Source organism: Luteolibacter pohnpeiensis (assembly GCF_016595435.1).
GTDB lineage: Bacteria > Verrucomicrobiota > Verrucomicrobiia > Verrucomicrobiales > Akkermansiaceae > Luteolibacter > Luteolibacter pohnpeiensis.
On sequence record NZ_JAENIJ010000003.1, the window covers coordinates 18,351 to 36,657 of the forward strand.

Genomic DNA, 18,307 nt, shown 5'->3' on the forward strand with positions numbered 1-18,307 from the left:
GAACTTTTCAGAATGCTGTCAGATTGCATCGTAGATGCGATTAAATTCGATGAAGCAAAATAGTTATTCAGAGTCGAATGAACTGCCTAACGCGATAGAGCATCGGATTGCTGGACGAAATCGTCGCCATCCCATTCTGCATCATTTTTAACCATGGCGGCCCGCTCCTTGGCAGCAGCTTGTTCGGCTTTACGTTCGGTTTGCATCCGGACCAACTCTGCGTGGGTGGTGAAGTAGGGAAGGCTGAGTCCACGGAAATCATCGAGAGTCTCAAATTTTTTGCTCTCCATGAATTCCAGAAGCCCTTCGCAAAGGTCTTTTGCCATGCCGTAGCCGAACTTCATCACGCCAGTGCATACCTGAACGGTATTGCTGCCAAGCAGGATGAATTGAGCTGCATCGGCTCCTGTTTCGATGCCTCCCAATCCCGATAATGATCGGCCGGGAAATTCTTTTTTGATGAGCTGCGCGATCTCCATCACCATCCGAAGTGCGATCGGTTTCACCGCTTTGGATGAATAGCCGCCGGGAGTGGTATAACCTTCAACGGTAGGTTCCGGGCGCAGCGTTTCCAAATTGACGCCCATCACACTGCGGATCGTGTTGATAGCGGAAACTCCTTGGCAACCGGATTTCAGAGCGGCTGCCGTCGGCTCCTCAATGTGGGTCACATTCGGGGTCATCTTGGCCCAAACCGGGATCTTGGCGACGTCCATGACCCAACCACAAACTTCTTCAAGAATTGCCGGATCCTGGCCCATGGCAGCGCCCATTTTTCGTTCGGGCAAGCCGTGCGGGCAGGAAAAATTCAACTCGAAGGCATCGACCCCGGCATCCTGGCAGCGTTCGATGATTTCGCACCATGCGTCCTTGCGATATTCCTCCATCACGGAGGCGATCAGCATGCCCTCGGGATATTCGTCTTTGGCTTCCTTGAATTCATCAAGCCAGGTTTCGAATTTTCGATCGCTGATCAGTTCAATGTTTTCCCAACCGATGACTTCTTTTTGATCGGCTGCATAGAGCTTGGCATAGCGTGGCCCAACATTGACGACCTTCGATGGATCAAGGCTGACGGTTTTCGCAATGACTCCACCCCAGCCTTCCTTGAAGGCGCGCTTGATGACCTTGACGTTGGTTCCGGGTGGCCCGGAGCCGATCACGAACGGGTTCTTGAATTTCAGACCGTCGACGGTCGTTTCCAGCGTAGCCATGATTTTCCAAGGGTTTGGGGGTAAAGGAATCAGGGGAAGCTAAAAGCATGCCTGATTGGAAAATTCTGTAAACGCAGAAACGCCATGACTGGGGATTTACTTGCGATAAATCAGTCCAAGGCCAAAGCCGATCGCAAATGCAACCATGAGATTCCGGCCCGGATGATTGCGTGTATCATATTCCGCACGCAGCTTGGCTTGCTGGAGTTTGACTGCGGCAAATGCCTTGAGTTCCTGGGCTTTTGCAGCTGCTAATTCCTGAGCCTCCGCGGCCTTCTCACGGGCTGCGAGCTTCAGCGCGAGGGTGATGTCGGATTCAGTTGAAGGGGCACTAACAGGAGCGAAATCGTTAGATGGTTCGGTCAGTTGTTTGATCATGGGAGGTTTGGGTTGGATAAGGGATTAAAGAAAATCATGCCGAGCCGACGCGGACCGCACCGGGTTTGGGTTCGATGCGTCGCCCTTTGGAGCGTGCATAAACTTGGGTGAATTCTGCGCCGAAAAGCAGGATGTTGGAGGAGTAATATACCCAACTCAGGATCAGGATCAATGCGCCAGCGGCTCCATAAGTTGACGCGGCCTCTTGCCGACCGAGGTAAAGCGCGAGCAGGAGTTTGCCGATTGAAAATAGACAAGCTGTTAGAAATGCGCCGATCCAGACATCTTCCCACTTCACCGTCGCATCAGGAAGAATTTTGAAAATCATCGCGAAAAGCAACGTGATCACCGAGATGGAGATGAGGAAGCTCACCAAGAGCCAGAGGAACCCGGGGATGGGCAGAATTGCCGCCAAATAATCGGTGGTCGCAGCTACAGCGGCTGAGAGTAACAATGAAATTAACAACAGGAAGCCGATCACCAAGACCATGGTTAGGGAAAGGATTCGATCTTTCGCGATGGCTAATATGCCGCGACCCGGCTTCACCTCAATTTGCCACACCGTGTTCATGGCATCTTTGAGTTGAGCGAATACCCCGGAGGCGCTGACCAATAAAACCAAGACTCCCACAACCGCCATGATCGCGTTGTTGCCGCTTTTATGAGCGCCGCTGATCATTTCCTGAACCGCAGTGGCTGCGTCATCGCCAATGGCACCAGTCAATTGATCCCGAACCGCTCCACGCGCCGCATCTTCACCAAAAATCGCACCAGCGATGGAGATGGCGACGATCAATAACGGGGCGAGTGAGAAGACCGAATAATAGGCCAAGGCTGCACTCAGTCGCATGGATTTATCGGACATCCATTCGCTGGCAGCGGACTTGAGGAGTTGGAAGGGAGTCATGATCATTCGCGATCCTTGCAAACCCATCAGCAGCCCTTCTGTGTATTCGAAGGGCTGCTGTTAGAATATGAGTTTCTGTTAGAGGGATTTTAGCGCTCTGCGGTTTTTGCCGCAGTCGTCGATGCTGGATTTTCCTTTGCAGGCTCGATGGTCATCGTAGGTGGAACCAGCACCTTATCGACGACATGGATCACGCCATTGGTGGCCATGATGTCGGTGCGAATGACTTTGGCTCCCTGGAGCGTGATCGACCCATCATCGGTTGCCGCGAAAATCAAATTCTCACCTTCAGCTGTTTTGTAGTCTCCTGGAACGATGTCCTCGGCGGTCAGTTTTTGGTTAAGGAGGTGATAGGACAGCAAGCTCTTCAGCATTTCCTTGTTTTCCGGATTCATCAGAGTTTCCAAAACTCCTTCTGGCAGCGCGTCGAATGCCTCATTCGTCGGGGCGAAAACGGTGAAGGGGCCGTCACCCTTCAAGGTGTCCTGCATTCCGGCGGCCTTGATGGCAGCAACAAACGTGGTGAAATCTTCCGAGCCTTTGACGATTTCTGTGATGGTCAGTTCCGGAGCTGGCTTTTCGCTTTTCTCCATGATTTTTTCCACGTCTTTATCAACGGGCTTGATGTCGATTGCTTGGGCCTTATTGACGCCAGATTCGGGAATGGCAGGAGTTTCCTTTTCGTTAGAAGCGGGTGTCGATTTATGCCATTCAGCGGGTGGGGTGCCAACGACTGGTGGCGATACGGTTTCAGCGTTTGCTCCAAGGGAAAAAATTAATGCCAGGGTGGCGGCAGATAGGCAAATGGAACGGTGATTGGGAATTGAAGTTTTCATGAGATCAATGGGATGAGGTTTGTTTGACACAAGCATCACATGGCGGTGATGAAGGTTGTTGAGATCCAATCGCATATTCGGTGCCGGAATGTTAGTATCTGTAATTCGCACACAGTCAGTATGATGTAGGAATTGATATAATTCGGAATTTCAACCAAACCATGCATAGGTAAAAGTCTTCGTGCATATTGCTACATCAATCTTGAATCATTTGGTCCGTTCGCTGCTTGTAGGATGAAGCTAGTAATTGAATCATGATTGAGCGTCCCAACGACCTGCCGAATCACTCTCGGGTTGATCCGTTCATTGGTTGCGAAGCGGCCGATTTGCCAAAGCCCGAAGGGATTGCCGCGACCTGGTGGCGAGCGAAGCCGCCTATCGGAAATACTCACCCGGGCGCTTGCTTGCCGTTTGGCATGGTCTCGGCGTGTGCCTATTCGGGAGCTTACGTATCGGGCTATGGCCGCTATGGCTTGTCACTAAGTGGCGGTGCTCCACCGGTGATGTTCGAAAAAAACGAGGCGATTGGAATCGCCCATTTCCAGCAAAGTGGAACGGGGCGGATTCGCATGTATTACAACTACCTTCTAACCACACCGTTGGGAAAAGGTGGGCTTGATGAGCGATTGATGCGCCGCGAATTGGTTCAGGAAAAAGCATGGCCGGGCTATTACGGCGGCCAATTTCAGGCCGATGGGATCGGGTTTGAGGTTACCGCCACGGAGCGTGGAGCGGTACATCGCTATCATTTTCCGGAATCCATTGAGCCAACCGTGGTGGTCGATGTCTCTGCAGGCGGATTGCTGGTGGATGACATGGGAACCTATCCGCAGGCAGCGGAATTTCGCATCTTGGAAGACGGATCCGTTGCCGGACATGTGGTGATGGAAGGCATTCCGCTGCATTTTCGATGCGTCGGAGAAGGGCATGCATTTTTGTGGGAGGAAGAGGAGCAAATCGACGACCAGACCTACGAGCTCACTTTGGAGAAACAGAAATACCGCCCGACGTTTGGTTTCGGATTTTCCGGCGGAAATGGCCGCCAAATGGAGTTGTCGTTTGGTTTTTCCGTGCAGTCATCGATGCGGGCGAATGATGCCATGCCGGGATGTGGTTTGGTTTCGGCAGCTCGTGATGCTGCAGAGAGATGGGAGGGGGCGCTTGCGAAAATCGAAGTGGAAGGCGGCACCGATGAACAGCGGCAGGTTTTTGCCACCGCTCTGTATCATGCGACCCTGAAGCCGGCGGAGTTCACCGATGAAAACCCATTCACCGGGAAATCAGGGCCGTTTTTCTTCGATCTCTCGACCTTGTGGGATTTGTATAAGACGCAACTCCCGTTACTGATGACTCTGTGGCCGGAGCGCGGGGCGCGATTCGTTGAATTCTTGTGCGAAGTGGCGGCACGTGAAGGTGGTTTTCCGATCAGTTATCTCATGGACAATGTGCCGGATCGGTTCACCAAACAGGCGACTGGCCTTTGCCATGCCATTCTTGAGGATGCCCGGGTTCGTGGCATCCAGGCGGATTGGGATCGGGTGCTGTCATTGCTCTGGAAAACCAGCCAAAGTGGAAAGGGGCGAAAAAGCCGGTTTGGCGAATATGGCAGAAGTTATGTCGTAAATCCTTTGTCCCATACACTCGACATCGCCTACGCCCATTTCTGCATGGCGCGGATGGCACGAACGGTCGGCCATCAGGTGATTCACGACAGGGCGTCCGCATTATCCGTGCATTGGCGGAATGCCTTCGACCCGGCAACCGGTTTGTTACGTGAAGACTCCACGTATTATGAAGGCGAAAACTGGAATTATTCGTTCCGGCTGCTTCATGACATGCGTGCCCGCATCGAGCTTGCGGGGGGAGAAGGTCGATTTGTGCAACTGCTGGACAAGTTTTTCGGCTTTGCGGAACCAGGACACGGCGAGCGGATTTTCCGCTTTGAAGGGTTGAACAATGAGCCGGATATGGAGGCACCGTTTGCCTATCTTTATGCCGGGCGCCACGATCGCACGGCGCGCATCGTCCGAAGGGTGATGGACCACCAATTTACCATCGGCCCCGGAGGATTGCCCGGAAATGAGGACTCCGGTGGACTTTCGTCTTGGTATGTGTGGAATGCCATCGGGCTCTTTCCAGTCTGCGGGCAACCGCTGATGTTGATTGGTAGTCCGCTCTTCGACGCGGCCAAAATCCAGCTGCCGGATGGCGAGTTTACCATCTTGGTGGAGGGAAATTCCCGCGAAAATGTGTTTATCCAGAAGGCAGTGCTGAATGGTGATGAGATTGGTCGCAGTTGGCTGAAAATAGGTGAGTTGTGTGGAGGTGGATGTCTCCATTTAACCATGGGGCCGGAGCCATCGGAGTTTGGAATGAAGGAGCGCCCTCCCAGCTTCTTTTCCTGACGGCACGGAATCTGCCACCCTGCGGAAATCGAAATTTTTACCCCGCAGCTTATGCCTTACTCAAATCGACAGCTTCCGATCCAAAACGCAGTCTTTCTCGTTCGCGCCGATCCGATTATTTGTGGCCACTCTACGGAGGCCCGCAATCTTGCCGAGGCGGCACTGGCGCTCGGCATGGAGAATGTGCACATCGTAAGCTACCCGATTTCAACTCTGGAAGAGAGCTCTTTGCCGCTGAAACCGCTCGAAACGATCAGCCCGTATTCGCCGGGTATCACTGTTGATAGGCCTGATCCGCTAGGGGATTACAAGGTGTTGGATGGCCGATTGGGCTTGGGAATCGGCGGGCACTTGGTCGATTTGCTTCATCGCCTGCCCGGAGAAACGATGCTGATGGATCTCTATTTGGTTCCTCATGGCCAAATGGTGATGCAGGCAGTGAACAGCTTTCGCCTGTCCGGGTGCAGTTCATCGGTTTACACCGTGGGGGAGGCAGTGGGTTCTGACATCACCAATGTGGTGGGAAATGCCCTGGCTGAAGGGCGTCTGGGTGCTGCACAGATTTTGCTGTCCAACTACCTTGAGCATGACCTGCCGGTCGCGGTCAGTCGGTTTACCAAAGATCTCATCATCGCTGCTGGGCGGGAGGTTGATTCGCATCTCGGGACTCTTTTCACGGGTCAGCTGGAGCAGCGGGTCGGCATCAGCTATCCGGCTATCGATACGGCAGCCTATTTGGAAATCGAAAAACAGCCTGATCGAGTCGACGAGGTTTTGAAAAACCGTGGGCTGGAGCGGGATGGATATGTGATGTTCTTATCACGGATCGCCCCAGCCAAAGGGGTCGATGATTTGCTGGCTGCATGGAGAAATTGTCGTCTCCGTGGGGCAAAGAAATTGATCATTTGTGGCAACGGACCATCCAAAGCACTCATCCGTGAATTGGCCTCAGATATGCCGGATGTGCTGGTTCTGGATGATGTGAGTGACGCAGAAAAAGGAGCACTGATGCATGCGTGCTATGCTTGGTGTTTGCCCAGCAAGCCAAGGACTGAGTTTGTCGAAACCTTTGGAATCGCCGTGGCTGAAAAAATGCTGGCTGGCGGATTAGGTCCAGTGATCACCACGCGGACTGGAGGAATCCCGGAAGCAAGTGGCGGCCATTGCCTGGAACATGAGCCGGGCGATGTGGAAGGGTTGCAGTCTTGCCTCAATCAGGTGGCACAGATGAGCGACCAGCAACGCGCTGATCTTTCTGCGAAAGCCCGAGCCTTCGCGCTGCGGTTTGATCGGAAGGAGATATTGGTTAATCTTGTCGATCGGGCAGCGTCACAAGTTGAGGCTGCATAATCGATGGATCAAACCAAGCGATCCGCTTTTTTCTCCAAATCATAGCCTTCAGCCGGAACAGGAGAGCCTGCCATGGATCTTCTAACAACCAATCGGGTGAGTCCTCCAATCATGCCGGAAACCAATGTCCATACGATGGCATCTTTCCAGGCAACATCAGGGTGAGCAGGGTTTTTCGGCGGGTCCATGTGGGTGACTGCATGATATCCCGCACCCGCCGCCGAGCGAGCAGCTCGGGCGGCGATTGCAGGGAGAATCAGTCCTAAACCGATGAGGGATAACGATGAAATTTTTGACGATTTCATAGTCCTGCCGGTATAATTTCTTAGTGGAAGAAGTAGGAGATGATTGCGAGAACGATGAATACCAACAATAGAATTTTGGCAATACCTGCGAACTCACTGGCGACTCCACCAAAGCCAAAAATAGCAGCAATCAACGCAAGAATGGCAAATGTAATAACGAGTGTGATCATAATTTCATGGGGTAAAATCGAAACTGAATCGTCTCGACTCCTTTCCCTTTCGCAATCGTGATGCCATTCCTTTTGAGACGGGAAATCCTTGCAGTTATCAGGGTTCCTAATTCGCAACTACAATTTTCATGAGATATTTTGCGATTGATGATTGCGAATTGCACTCATCGTAAGTGTGCAGCCATCAAGCTGCCCTAAGACTACGACGCCCGAGCCAAACGGAGACGAAGAGGGAGATCGCTGCGAAGGGTAAGGCATAGTAGAGCATGATATGCCGAAAGGCTGATAGATGGGCGCTCCCCGTGGCGCTCATTAAGAGATCGGTTAGATAGGCTGCGTAGATGGCGATGAAGAAAATGCCATTTAGCCGGCTAACTCGATAACGGGCATAGAAGAGTGGGAGGCAGACTGCCGCAATTCCAACCATGATGGGAATGTCAAAGTGCAGGGCTGCGAGTGGGACCGGTATTCCTTTTGGCGAAACCGCCGCAGAGATGCCGAGGACGGAGACGATGTTGAAGATATTGCTGCCGATGACATTTCCCACGGCGATGTCTTTTTCTCCCCGGAATGCAGCGATCAACGAGGTTGCGACTTCAGGGAGCGAGGTGCCTAGCGAGATGATCGTGAGGCCAATCACCAGCTCGGATACGCCGAATTGGCGCGCGATCAAGACGGCGCTATCGACCAGCCATTTGGAGCCGAGAATCATGCCGCCGATGCCGATGCAAACCATCACGATGTTTTTGAACCATGAGGATTTCTCTTTTTTCGATGCACTGAATTCACCTGCGTATTCGGCTTCCAGAACGGGTTTGCGGCGACTGATCCGAATCAAGTAGGTGACGTAGAAAATCGCGATGACGAATAGAATCACGCCATCCACCCGGCTGATTTGTTGATCCAGCCCCATGATCCACATCAGGATGGAAAGGCCGATCATCACGGGGACATCAAGGCGGACCAATTGTTTCGCGACGACCAATGGCGTGATGACCGCGGAAAGACCGAGGATCACCAGCACATTGAAAATATTGCTGCCGACGATGTTTCCCAGGCCGATATCCGCTTGGCCACTGAAAGTTGCCACCGTGCTGACCGCCAATTCTGGCGCGCTGGTTCCAAAAGCAACCACGGTCAGGCCCACGACCAGTGGAGAAATTCCAAATGCTGCTGCCAGCCGCGATGCACCGCGGACCAAGCTTTCCGCACTGATGACAAGCAGCACAAGGCCAAGGAGGAGAAATACGATGGCGTGTGTCATGATGAATGAGCGCAAATATTGTTGCGGATCACTACCTCTACCCGTTCTAGGGTTTGGGACCAATTGGAAAAATCGACCGCGATTCCCATCAGCTCAATCTAACAGAACCGGACGAAGTGGGATGCGGATTACAAACCGGCTGCCTTTTCCCAGCTCGCTCGTGAGATGGATGTTTCCACCATGCGCCTCCACAATGGTTCGGGTGATGGCCAGCCCCAGGCCACTGCCACCACTTTTGTTGCTGCGTGAAGGATCAACCCGGAAAAAGCGTTCGAAAATGTGATCCTGCAGTTCATGAGGGACTCCAATGCCTGTATCGGCGACCTCGATGCAGGCCATGGTTGGTTCTGTCCAACATTTCAAGCTGACTGTCCCGTTTGGTCGATTGAATCGGACGGCATTTGCCAGAAGATTGATCACTGCCTGACTGAGTTGCCGCTCATCGGCGATCAATTGCACTGGCTGCAGATCCACTTCTAACGCAATGCTCCGCAAAGCAGCCAGGGGCTCGGTAATCTGCCTTGCCTGCAGCAGCACATCTTCTAACTGAATCGGTGTTGGATTGAGCAATGCGTCTTTTGAGTCGAATGCAGCCAAGGCTCCGAGTGATTCGATCAGGCTCTTCATGTGTTGGGCTGATTCATGGCAAACCTCGATGGTTTCGAGATACCGCTCCGGTGGGCGTTCGCGTTTGAGGGAATACTGACAGTCTGCCAAAATGGCTGCGACCGGAGTGCGTAGTTCGTGTGATGCATCGGCCGTGAATTGGACCTGACGCTGGACTGCAGCCTCTAACCGCGAGAAGGTTTTGTTGAGAACAACGGCGAGTTGACCAAGCTCTGATCGCTGGCTTCCGGTATCGATCCGCTCGCTGAAATCGCCTTCGGCAATTCGGGTAGCGGACTCGCTGATCATGGAGATCGGTTTGAGCGAAAACCGTAGAATCAGCATTCCAACCAACGAGGTGATGACCGTAATCGCGGCGCCGATGGCTCCTGCTACAACAGTAAGATGCCGCACTTCTTGTTCAAGAGCTACGGAGCTGGTTCCGATGATTACACGATCCTGTTGGGCCGTTTGGTGGCTGTAGAGAATCCATCCGGGCATCTCGGTGATGGAGGATGGCTTGCCCTCAGGAATGGGGGGCGCATTCAACGAGGTTGGCCATGTGGGGGAGCGGAATTTTACAACGGCATCATGGTCGATTGCAGCGAGGAAAAATCCGTTGTGCTCCATGCTTTCGACATCCTCCTTCAGCTGGCGGGTGTCGATACGCGGCGGCGGAGGAGGGGCGGGGCCTCTTCCATTGGGCGGGCCCTGGTGGCCTGGTGCAAAAAAGAGCGGCATGTAGCGCATCGCCAGTTCCTGCATTTCTGAAGTGCGTGAACGGATCCGGCTTTGTTTTTCATAAGTGTGGAATCCGGCAATCAGAAGGCTGATGACCAGTAGATGAAGCAGCGTGTAATAGAAAAATACCCGCCATTTGATGCTTTGCGTGATGGCTGCGATGTGGCTCGAAAACTTCATGATTGGAAGATATAACCAAGACCGCGCCGGGTTTGGATTTTGTGTTTTCCGAGTTTGCTGCGGAGTCGATAAATATAAACATCCAACATGTTGGAAAGTGATTCATCCTCATCATCGAATAATCTTTCGTAGAGGTAATCACGGGATACGATATTGCCGTGTTTGGAGGCTAAAATTTCGAGGAGCGCAAATTCGCGGGCTGATAGATCCACCGGGATTCCTCCGAGCGAAGCGATGCGATTGGTCGTGTCTAACGAAACGTCGCCGAAAGTTCGCAACGGTGATGGGCTGCCAGCCGCTCTCCGCAGCGCTGCGCGGACACGGGCGACGAGTTCTTCCATTTCGAATGGTTTGATCAGATAATCATCTGCGCCCCCGTTCAGTCCGCGCAGTCGATCCGCCAATTGATCTTTTGCGGTCAACATGATGACCGGGGTTGAGCTGCCTGATTGACGAAGGTGTTGCAAGATCGTCCAACCATCGGTAACCGGCAACATCACATCTAGAATGATGAGGTCATACTCCCAGTTGGTTGCTTTGTGTAGGCCATCTTCTCCATCCGCAGCGCAGCTGACCACGAAGCCTTCGTCCTGCAGGTAATCTGCCAGGCTCTTAAGCAAGCGTTCGTTATCTTCCACGACCAGCAACTTCATCTCGCGAATTTCATATCAAAATGAACCTGAATGGAAGATGAATAAAAAAGATATAACAAAGGGTCGTGGATTCATCTTCGTTTCAGGTGGTGGTGTTAGACCTTGAGGCGTTATGAAAGTAAAACCCATAATCCCGCTTCTTGCCGCTCTTGTAGCTTCGGCATTTTCCCAGGACGGGGTGCTTGATTTGACCGCTCCGGCCAATTATGCCAACCAGCCCATTCCTGATTATATCACCAAAGATAACACCCCGGCCGATAATTCGATCACAGATTTAGGGGCGACCCTCGGAAGAGTCATGTTTTACGACAAGCGTCTCTCGGCGAATAATGCGGTTTCTTGCTCGTCATGCCATCAACAGGAACACGCGTTTGGTGATCCATCTGTGGCAAGTGTGGGTGTGGCGGGTACGACCGGCCGGCATTCCATGAGATTGATCAATGCGCGTTTCTCGGATGAATCACGGTTTTTCTGGGATGAGCGTGCTGATAGCGCGGAGGATCAGGCGACACAGCCGATCCAAGACCACAAAGAGATGGGCTTCAGCGGGACAGAGGGTGATGGGGATTTCTCAGATTTGATCGAGAAATTGTCTGGCTACGAAGAATACCAGGTTCTGTTCCAAGGAGTGTACGGCGATCCGCAGATTACGGAAGAAAGGGTGGGCAAGTCACTGGCGCAATTTGTTCGCAGTATCCAATCATTCGATAGCCGCTACGATGAAGGACGTAGTCAGGTTGCCAATGACGGGCAGCCATTTCCAAATTTCACCGCCAATGAAAATGCAGGAAAGCAGATCTTCCTCAATCCGCCCAATCTGGGTGGTGCGGGGTGCGCGGGGTGCCATCAGCCGCCGGAGTTTTCGATCGATCCGGCGAGCGGCAACAATGGCATCGTAAGCTCGTTTTCGGGTGTGAGTGATTTCACGAATACACGTGCGCCGAGTCTGCGAAATCTGGTGGATCGCAATGGAAGCCCACACGGCGGATTCATGCATGATGCCTCGCTCACGACCATACTGGCCGTCATCAATCACTATGATTCGATTCCTGAAAATGTCACCGGATTGGACACAAGGCTTCTTCGCGCGGGTGGAGCAACGCAGCAACTTGGCCTGACTGAACAACAAAAGGCAAACCTCGCCTCGTTTCTGGAAACTCTAACAGGCAACGCGGTTTATACCGATGAGCGATATGCAACGCCGTTCGCGGAAGATGGATCGCTGGAATTGCTCGTCTTGCCAAACCACGGCACGACCATGGATTTTTCCACAGTCGATGATCAGATGATGGTGACGATTCATTCGCCAGCGGTGCCAAATGTGAGTTACCTGTTCCAGACTTCGAGCGATCTCGAACATTGGGAGTCGACGCGTGTTACCGCTTCTGCGGATGGCTGGCTGGATGTGATGACTCCGACTGTTCAATCAGGAACCTCGCAGTTCTATCGCTTCGCCTATCAGGCTGAAGAATGATTGTGGCAACCAGAGGCCGGGATATTTTCTTATTTACGAAGCCGGATTGGGTGTATTTTGGGCATATGTCAGCGAACTCGATTCTGATTGGCTCCTTGCTGGGAGATGCGATTTGCCTCGGCCCTCACTGGGTTTATGACCCACAGGAGATTGTTCAAAAAATACCCAATCCGGAACAATTCCACAATCCGATCACTGAATACCATCCTGGCAAACACGCCGGGAATCAGACCCACTATGGGGATCAGGCCGTTCTATTGTTCATGTATCTCATGAAAGCGAAGTCATTCGATCTGGATGGCTACGCGCGGGTATGGCAAAAGTTTTGGGACGATCCGGCAACGGTTAGTTATCGCGATGGGGCAACGAAGGAAACCCTGAAAAACCTTCACTTCGGTTTACCCGCGGAAAGTGCGGGATCGCATTCCCATGATCTCGGCGGGGCAGCACTGATTGCTCCGCTCTTTTCGTTAGAATGGCCGGACGATGATGCGCTACTTGCAGCCTGCCGAAAAGTAACTGCTTTTACCCACAATGATCCCGATGTGATCGGAGCTGCCGAATTTTTTGCAAAGGTGATCCTTGAGATTCAGTCAGGGCGCACCATTCCTGAATCAATCGATTCGGTGGGCGCCTTGTTCGGCACCAGTTCAATTGGACGCTGGCTTGGCTCCGCAAGAGAATCCGCCGATTCATCGCGGACCGATCTCCAAGCTTTAGCGGATCACAAATTGAGTTGCCGTGTGGATGGTGCGTTTCCCGGAGTGTGCCACTTGCTGCTTCGGCATCCCGCAGATCCATTTGTTGCAATGGTCGAAAATGCACGCGCAGGGGGTGATAGCGCGGCTCGTGGCATGATGTTGGGGATGATTTATGGCGCAGCCGAAATCATCGACAGCTTGCCACTTGAATGGACCGAGGAGCTCGAAGCGCGTGATTTGGTCTTGGGTGCGACGACCAAAAGTCCCTGAAAGCGCCTCATTCCGGTTCGCCTTCAAGGGTCGCTGTTTTTTCTAAATCGGCAGCGACCGCCGCCTGATGCACGGTGATTTGTGCGAATGGTATGACCCAGTTTTCAGCGTTCGCCGTGTCCACGCAAATGTGCTGGATACGGCGCGGCAGCGCATTGTAGCGCTGGGCCATTTCGCCATCGAAGTCCACCAAGATTCGATAATCCAACGAGGATGCGGCAGCGTTTTCGAACTCCACCTTGATGGAGCGCACTTTCTCCCGGCTGAATTCTCCGATGAGTGTCGTAGTTAACGCGCGCAACAGGATCTTGGGAATGGTGGTAGTGGCTTCAGCCTGGTGCTGGTAGTCGACGCCGAAGGTGCAGGATACGCGGAATCCATGCGAAAGATTCTGAGGATTCGATTCTAGATACTCGTTCGTGGGCAAGGTTGTTAGACTTCCTCCAAGGCGCAGGATGACGATGTATTCCGGTGACTGGCTGATGATTTTCCCAAAAATATCATTGGATAGAACCACCCAATCGTCGACCTCGGAAGGAAACCACGGCTCCTTGGGATCTTGCTTGCGCGAGATCATCCCCATCAACTCGCGGATCGGCACGCGTAACGTGCCACCTTGCAGATTCGGATTCACCAAGCGGCTGTAGAACCCGAGTGCGGCGACCTTCCAGGGTAATCCCTGATAGATCAGCCGTTCGCCTTCGCGGACGGGGCCGAGATTGAGCAACAGGCGGACTTGTTCAAGATACGGCGGCAGTGCGGTTTTTCCAGCCCAGGCAATGCCGAATAGTGCCACGACTGTTAGTGTTAGAAGTAGCCAATCACCACGACTGTAAAATACCAGAAGCACACCAATTACCGCGATGAGCACTGCTAGCACCATGGCTACGATGTCTGAGATTCTGCTAAACAGGCTGCCTTTCCCAGATCTCAATCCGGGGCTGTAGCGACGAATCAGGCGGTAGATGCGGCGTGTGCCAAAAAAGCCGACTGCCGCTACCAGCAACGCCAAAAGCAGATTCATGCCTCGGCTTTTGAAGAAATTGCTGAACAAGCGCGAAACCGTGGTCCATATCGGTTCCTGATGACTTTCACGATCCTCGATTTGCACCTGGATCACCTCGATTTGTCCTGCGGCCTCAGCCATCCGATCAGCCCACAATTGCCGGGCTGATGTGACTTCCGGAATCAAATCCTGATCTTGGTTGATCGCCAAAATTTGATCGATCCGATCGACGATATCGGATGATTTTTTCTTCCGCTCCTGCCACATTTTGAGCGATTTTCGAAGTTCATCCATTTCCCTTGGCTTCGATGTCGCTTCGCGCAGCTCACCTAACAACGGATCTAACAACTCTGTTACCTGCTCCTGCAGATTGGTATCCGCGACTTTCGAGCCTTCGTATTCAGCGGCTTCAGCACCACCGAGAATTCCCCGGAAATTGCTGCGCAACGAGGCGACACGCGTCATCGCCGCGTCGATCTGAGTTTGGATGCTCTGTTTTTCCTCTTCCGAGCTGGCCCGCGCCCAATCACCGCGCAATTTCTCAACTTCCTGGACTGCGTCGGAAAGTGGTCCAATGACAGTTTTCAACGAACTTAAACTTCTCTCGACCGTCGCAGATGCTGGCTTTTGAGCCGTATTTTCAATGGGTTGAACCGGCGGCTGGGTTTCTTGTGCGGAGACAATAACTGCAAGAAACAGCCACAAAATCATCAATCGGCGAACTCCCATGCTGTGATTTTGCATTTTGTTGCAACGATTGCAACCGGTCGATGCCTGGAAATCCTTGATTGGACTGGAATCCGCGCTAAGTCGGACCATGGAAGAGCATCGCATTTCGGAATTGCCCAACTATCAAAATACCGTTCATCGGCGCGGATTCATCGTCAGCAGTCTTTCCGCCGGAGTGGCACTGGGTGCCGGCCGTCTTTTCGGGGCGGAGAAAGCATCCGCCAAATCCGAAGAATATGTCCTCAGTGGAGCCACGCTTTTGTCCCAAGCGGGAAATGAACTCGACGGCTCAAAGGTGGATATCCATGTGAAAGACGGCGCCATTTTCGCCATCGCTGCTTCGATTGAGGCACCGGGGGTGAGTCGAATCGATCTCAGTGGAACCCTGGTGATGCCCGGTTTTGTCGACACTCATTGGCACATGTGGAATACCATCGCACGCGGGATTCAGAGCAGTGCAAAGGGTGATTTCTTCGCAACCCAGAAAGCCTTGGCCAAGACATGGACGGCGGAAGCCAGCGGAGTGGGGGTGCGTTTGGCGCTCGCGGAGGCGGTGAATTCCGGGATCACCACCGTGAACAACTGGGCACACAATGTGCGGGCCCGCGAATTTGCCGATGCGGAATTGGAAGCTCAACTCGCATCTGGCGTGCGCGGCCGGTTCTCCTACGGCTATCCTCAGGACATTGCTGAAGACGAGGTGATGGATGTCGATTCGCTGGCTGCCACACAGAAGCGGCTTGCTGAGCTGGACAACCCGCTCATTCACCTCGGCCTTTGCGTTCGTGGGCCGGATCGCTGCGAGGAAAAAGTCTGGCGCGCCGAGTGGGAGGCCGCACGGTCCATGAAACTTCCACTCACCACTCACATTGCCTCGACCGCTGCCAAAGCTGCAAATGGCAGCATCCGCAAACTTCACCAGAACGGCTTGTTAGGTCCCGATATTCAACTGGTCCACGCAACTCACGCGAAGCTCGACGATTTCAAATTGATAGCGGATGCCGGGTCGCCACTTTCGATCAGCCCGTGGACTGAACTTGAAGTCGGTTACGGATTGCCGCCGTTGCTGGAAATTGCCAAATCCGGTGTGGAGCTCGGGCTTTCTGTCGACAACATGGTGCTGGCCGGGCGCGCGGATATGTTTGAGGTCATGAAAATCACCGCCGATCTTGCAGCTGGATTGGCGACCCAAATGTTGCCCATTTCGTTATCGAAGGTTGTTTCCTGGGCTACCATCGGCGGGGCGAGGGGATTGCAGCTGGGCGAGCAAACCGGATCGCTTGAAGTCGGCAAGCGCGCCGATCTGATCGCCGTCCGCACCGATCGCCTCAACACTTCACCAGTTGGTTCCGCTGAGTTCATGCTCACTCATTCCGCGAATCCGGCGTCCGTCGATTTCGTGATGATCGATGGCAAGATCCACAAGCAAGGCGGCCGTCTGGCGAAGGTGGATCTGCCTGCCTTGCTGGAGGAATCGCAGACAATGATCAGTTCACTGAAAAAATCTGCCGGTCTGTGATGGGTTGAAATTCAGAACCTCACCGCGATCGAGCTGGTCAATTGCGCGTCGTGATGCTCACGGCCATCTGCTGGAATATTTTCATAGCCGTAGTTCGCGCCGATGCGCCAGATCAGCCGATCGCTAAGAGTCGTATCTAACGAGATCGCAGCGATCGCGTTGAAGTTTTCCAAATTCTCCAACTCGGAGGTTGCAGTGACTGATTGCTTCAGCGCGAAGCGTTCGTTGAACGTGTGGCTGAATCGCTGGGCAGCAACGGCGGAGGCGAAGTTGTCTGTGTCTTCGCCGGTCTTTTCAAACGTGTATGATGGACCGGCTTCGAATGATAATTTGGTGCGATCGGTTTTGATGAACGAGTACCCTGCAACCACGGATGGCGCGACCCGATACGCGATTTCCGCCGGCTCATCGCGAAGAAATGAAACGCCGCTGCCGATGAAAAATCGGTCGCTGAGATAGCGATTCTCCTGAACACGGGATATCAACCGATCATTGGCGGTTTCGCCGTCGTTCTCGCCGTAATTGTATCCAAGATCGAAAAAGAACTCCCGCTCACTGCTGATGTAGGCGGTGTTCCAATCGAAGGTCAGGCCGGTTTTTTCCGCATTCCCACGGTTTGCGGAAAGTCCCAAAGCGGCGGTGGTTTTCCAACCATCCTTCTTCGCTGCAGAGCTGGTGGTGCCGGGCATCAAACTGCGTCGAGCTTCCGAGCCTGCACTTGGATCCGGCAACCCGTTGAAATCATAGGCCAGACCCAGTAGCAGCGAGGTGTCTGATTTTCCATTGCCATCACCCGGTGTGTCGTCCACCCGATGCCGCACGAACGTCCGCAGTGAAACCTTGCGCGTGATGCGAGTTTCGATGCCGGCTTCGAGCTCGATGATCGAGTCGGATGGATCGTCGGTGCGCGGCGTCCAGCCGAGCGATTGCCAGAGTTTCGAGGTTGCTGAGAATCGATATTCAAAGCGTTCCGCCAGTCGCAAGGTGGGAAAGGAATCGCTTTCGGCGTCGCGACTTTCCCAAGCGTAGCCAGGGCCTGCTTCGAACGATAAAGTGGTCTTGTTAGACTTTAGGATGTGGTATCCCAACAGCGCGCTGACATCCGTGCGATAATCCAGGGCGGATGCGTTGTCGCGGAAATATGAACCGTAACCACCGACATACCATCGGTCGCCGATATCCCGGTTATACTGGCCGAAAAGTTTCAGGCTGTCCGTGCTGGTGACGTCTTCGCTTTCAGCGTAAAAGTAATCAACACCAAGGTAGGCTTCGTTTTTGTCCTTTTGGTAAGAAGCCAAAAGTTGCAACGAGCAAGCTACCGAATCGGAATTTCCATCGCTAACCGCAAGTCCTGCAGCTCCCGTGATTTCCCATGGTGATTGGCTTGAAGACTTGGCGATTTCTGGGGCTGGTGAAACCTGGGCGTCTTTCGCCAAAATCGTTCCGGTTGTCGGCATTAGCGCGATCACTAGGGTCTTCGAAAAATTCATACCACCCCCGGGTGCCATGGCTGGCCACGAGGGGCAAGCGATTAGGTCACTCAAATGTCCTCAAAAATCCCGGATGGCGGGGATCTAACAAAAAAACAGATGCATGCAT

At 53.2% G+C, this 18,307-nt stretch carries 16 protein-coding genes; 5 read left to right on the forward strand and 11 right to left on the reverse strand.

What is annotated here, in order from left to right:
* Window positions 1–86 precede the first annotated feature (86 nt).
* From preA to JIN85_RS02350, 4 genes are all read right to left on the reverse strand, one after another.
* Window positions 87–1,214, reverse strand: coding sequence for an NAD-dependent dihydropyrimidine dehydrogenase subunit PreA (gene preA / locus JIN85_RS02335; protein WP_200267263.1), 1,128 nt, complete (start codon window positions 1,212–1,214; stop codon window positions 87–89).
* 96 nt (window positions 1,215–1,310) lie between these two features.
* Complete coding sequence (locus JIN85_RS02340) at window positions 1,311–1,592, reverse strand: hypothetical protein (RefSeq protein ID WP_200267265.1); 282 nt, start codon at window positions 1,590–1,592, stop codon at window positions 1,311–1,313.
* Between the two features lie 34 nt (window positions 1,593–1,626).
* Window positions 1,627–2,499: a YihY/virulence factor BrkB family protein gene (locus tag JIN85_RS02345; RefSeq protein WP_200267267.1), complete on the reverse strand. Its 873-nt coding sequence runs from the start codon at window positions 2,497–2,499 to the stop codon at window positions 1,627–1,629.
* A gap of 89 nt (window positions 2,500–2,588) precedes the next feature.
* The gene (locus JIN85_RS02350) at window positions 2,589–3,335 is read right to left on the reverse strand and encodes a fasciclin domain-containing protein (protein WP_200267269.1); all 747 of its coding nucleotides are present in this window, start codon (window positions 3,333–3,335) and stop codon (window positions 2,589–2,591) included.
* A gap of 254 nt (window positions 3,336–3,589) precedes the next feature.
* Between JIN85_RS02350 and JIN85_RS02355 the strand changes: the two genes are divergently transcribed.
* Complete coding sequence (locus tag JIN85_RS02355) at window positions 3,590–5,740, forward strand: glycoside hydrolase domain-containing protein (RefSeq protein ID WP_200267271.1); 2,151 nt, start codon at window positions 3,590–3,592, stop codon at window positions 5,738–5,740.
* 51 nt (window positions 5,741–5,791) lie between these two features.
* Complete coding sequence (locus tag JIN85_RS02360; RefSeq protein ID WP_200267273.1) at window positions 5,792–7,090, forward strand: glycosyltransferase family 4 protein; 1,299 nt, start codon at window positions 5,792–5,794, stop codon at window positions 7,088–7,090.
* A gap of 8 nt (window positions 7,091–7,098) precedes the next feature.
* On the opposite strand, the gene JIN85_RS02365 is transcribed toward JIN85_RS02360, so the two are convergent.
* The 5 genes from JIN85_RS02365 to JIN85_RS02385 all read right to left on the reverse strand — a co-directional run bounded on the left by JIN85_RS02365 (window position 7,099) and on the right by JIN85_RS02385 (window position 11,009).
* Window positions 7,099–7,395 carry a DUF4235 domain-containing protein gene (locus JIN85_RS02365; RefSeq protein WP_200267274.1) on the reverse strand — a complete coding sequence of 99 codons (297 nt, stop codon included), beginning with the start codon at window positions 7,393–7,395 and terminating at the stop codon, window positions 7,099–7,101.
* Between the two features lie 20 nt (window positions 7,396–7,415).
* On the reverse strand, window positions 7,416–7,565 hold the full coding sequence (locus JIN85_RS02370) for a DUF1328 domain-containing protein (protein ID WP_200267276.1): 150 nt from the start codon (window positions 7,563–7,565) through the stop codon (window positions 7,416–7,418).
* Between the two features lie 184 nt (window positions 7,566–7,749).
* Window positions 7,750–8,829: a calcium/sodium antiporter gene (locus JIN85_RS02375; protein ID WP_200267278.1), complete on the reverse strand. Its 1,080-nt coding sequence runs from the start codon at window positions 8,827–8,829 to the stop codon at window positions 7,750–7,752.
* Between the two features lie 93 nt (window positions 8,830–8,922).
* On the reverse strand, window positions 8,923–10,356 hold the full coding sequence (locus tag JIN85_RS02380; protein ID WP_200267280.1) for a sensor histidine kinase: 1,434 nt from the start codon (window positions 10,354–10,356) through the stop codon (window positions 8,923–8,925).
* Window positions 10,353–11,009, reverse strand: a complete 657-nt coding sequence (locus JIN85_RS02385; RefSeq protein WP_200267282.1) for a response regulator transcription factor — start codon at window positions 11,007–11,009, stop codon at window positions 10,353–10,355. The genes JIN85_RS02380 and JIN85_RS02385 overlap by 4 nt, the downstream gene beginning before the upstream one ends.
* A gap of 112 nt (window positions 11,010–11,121) precedes the next feature.
* On the opposite strand from JIN85_RS02385, the gene JIN85_RS02390 reads away from it, so the two are divergent.
* Window positions 11,122–12,483, forward strand: coding sequence for a cytochrome-c peroxidase (locus tag JIN85_RS02390; RefSeq protein ID WP_200267284.1), 1,362 nt, complete (start codon window positions 11,122–11,124; stop codon window positions 12,481–12,483).
* Window positions 12,484–12,548: 65 nt separating this feature from the next.
* The gene (locus tag JIN85_RS02395) at window positions 12,549–13,454 is read left to right on the forward strand and encodes an ADP-ribosylglycohydrolase family protein (RefSeq protein WP_200267286.1); all 906 of its coding nucleotides are present in this window, start codon (window positions 12,549–12,551) and stop codon (window positions 13,452–13,454) included.
* Window positions 13,455–13,461: 7 nt separating this feature from the next.
* Here JIN85_RS02395 and JIN85_RS02400 read toward each other — a convergent pair whose 3' ends face one another.
* Window positions 13,462–15,189 (reverse strand): mechanosensitive ion channel, encoded by a 1,728-nt coding sequence (locus tag JIN85_RS02400; protein ID WP_200267288.1) that lies wholly within the window; start codon window positions 15,187–15,189, stop codon window positions 13,462–13,464.
* A gap of 19 nt (window positions 15,190–15,208) precedes the next feature.
* Between JIN85_RS02400 and JIN85_RS02405 the strand changes: the two genes are divergently transcribed.
* On the forward strand, window positions 15,209–16,708 hold the full coding sequence (locus JIN85_RS02405) for an amidohydrolase family protein (RefSeq protein WP_200267290.1): 1,500 nt from the start codon (window positions 15,209–15,211) through the stop codon (window positions 16,706–16,708).
* An 11-nt stretch (window positions 16,709–16,719) separates the two neighbouring features.
* Here the strand turns inward: JIN85_RS02405 and JIN85_RS02410 are convergent, their stop codons facing one another.
* Complete coding sequence (locus JIN85_RS02410; protein ID WP_200267291.1) at window positions 16,720–18,165, reverse strand: DUF481 domain-containing protein; 1,446 nt, start codon at window positions 18,163–18,165, stop codon at window positions 16,720–16,722.
* Between the last annotated feature and the right edge of the window lie 142 nt (window positions 18,166–18,307).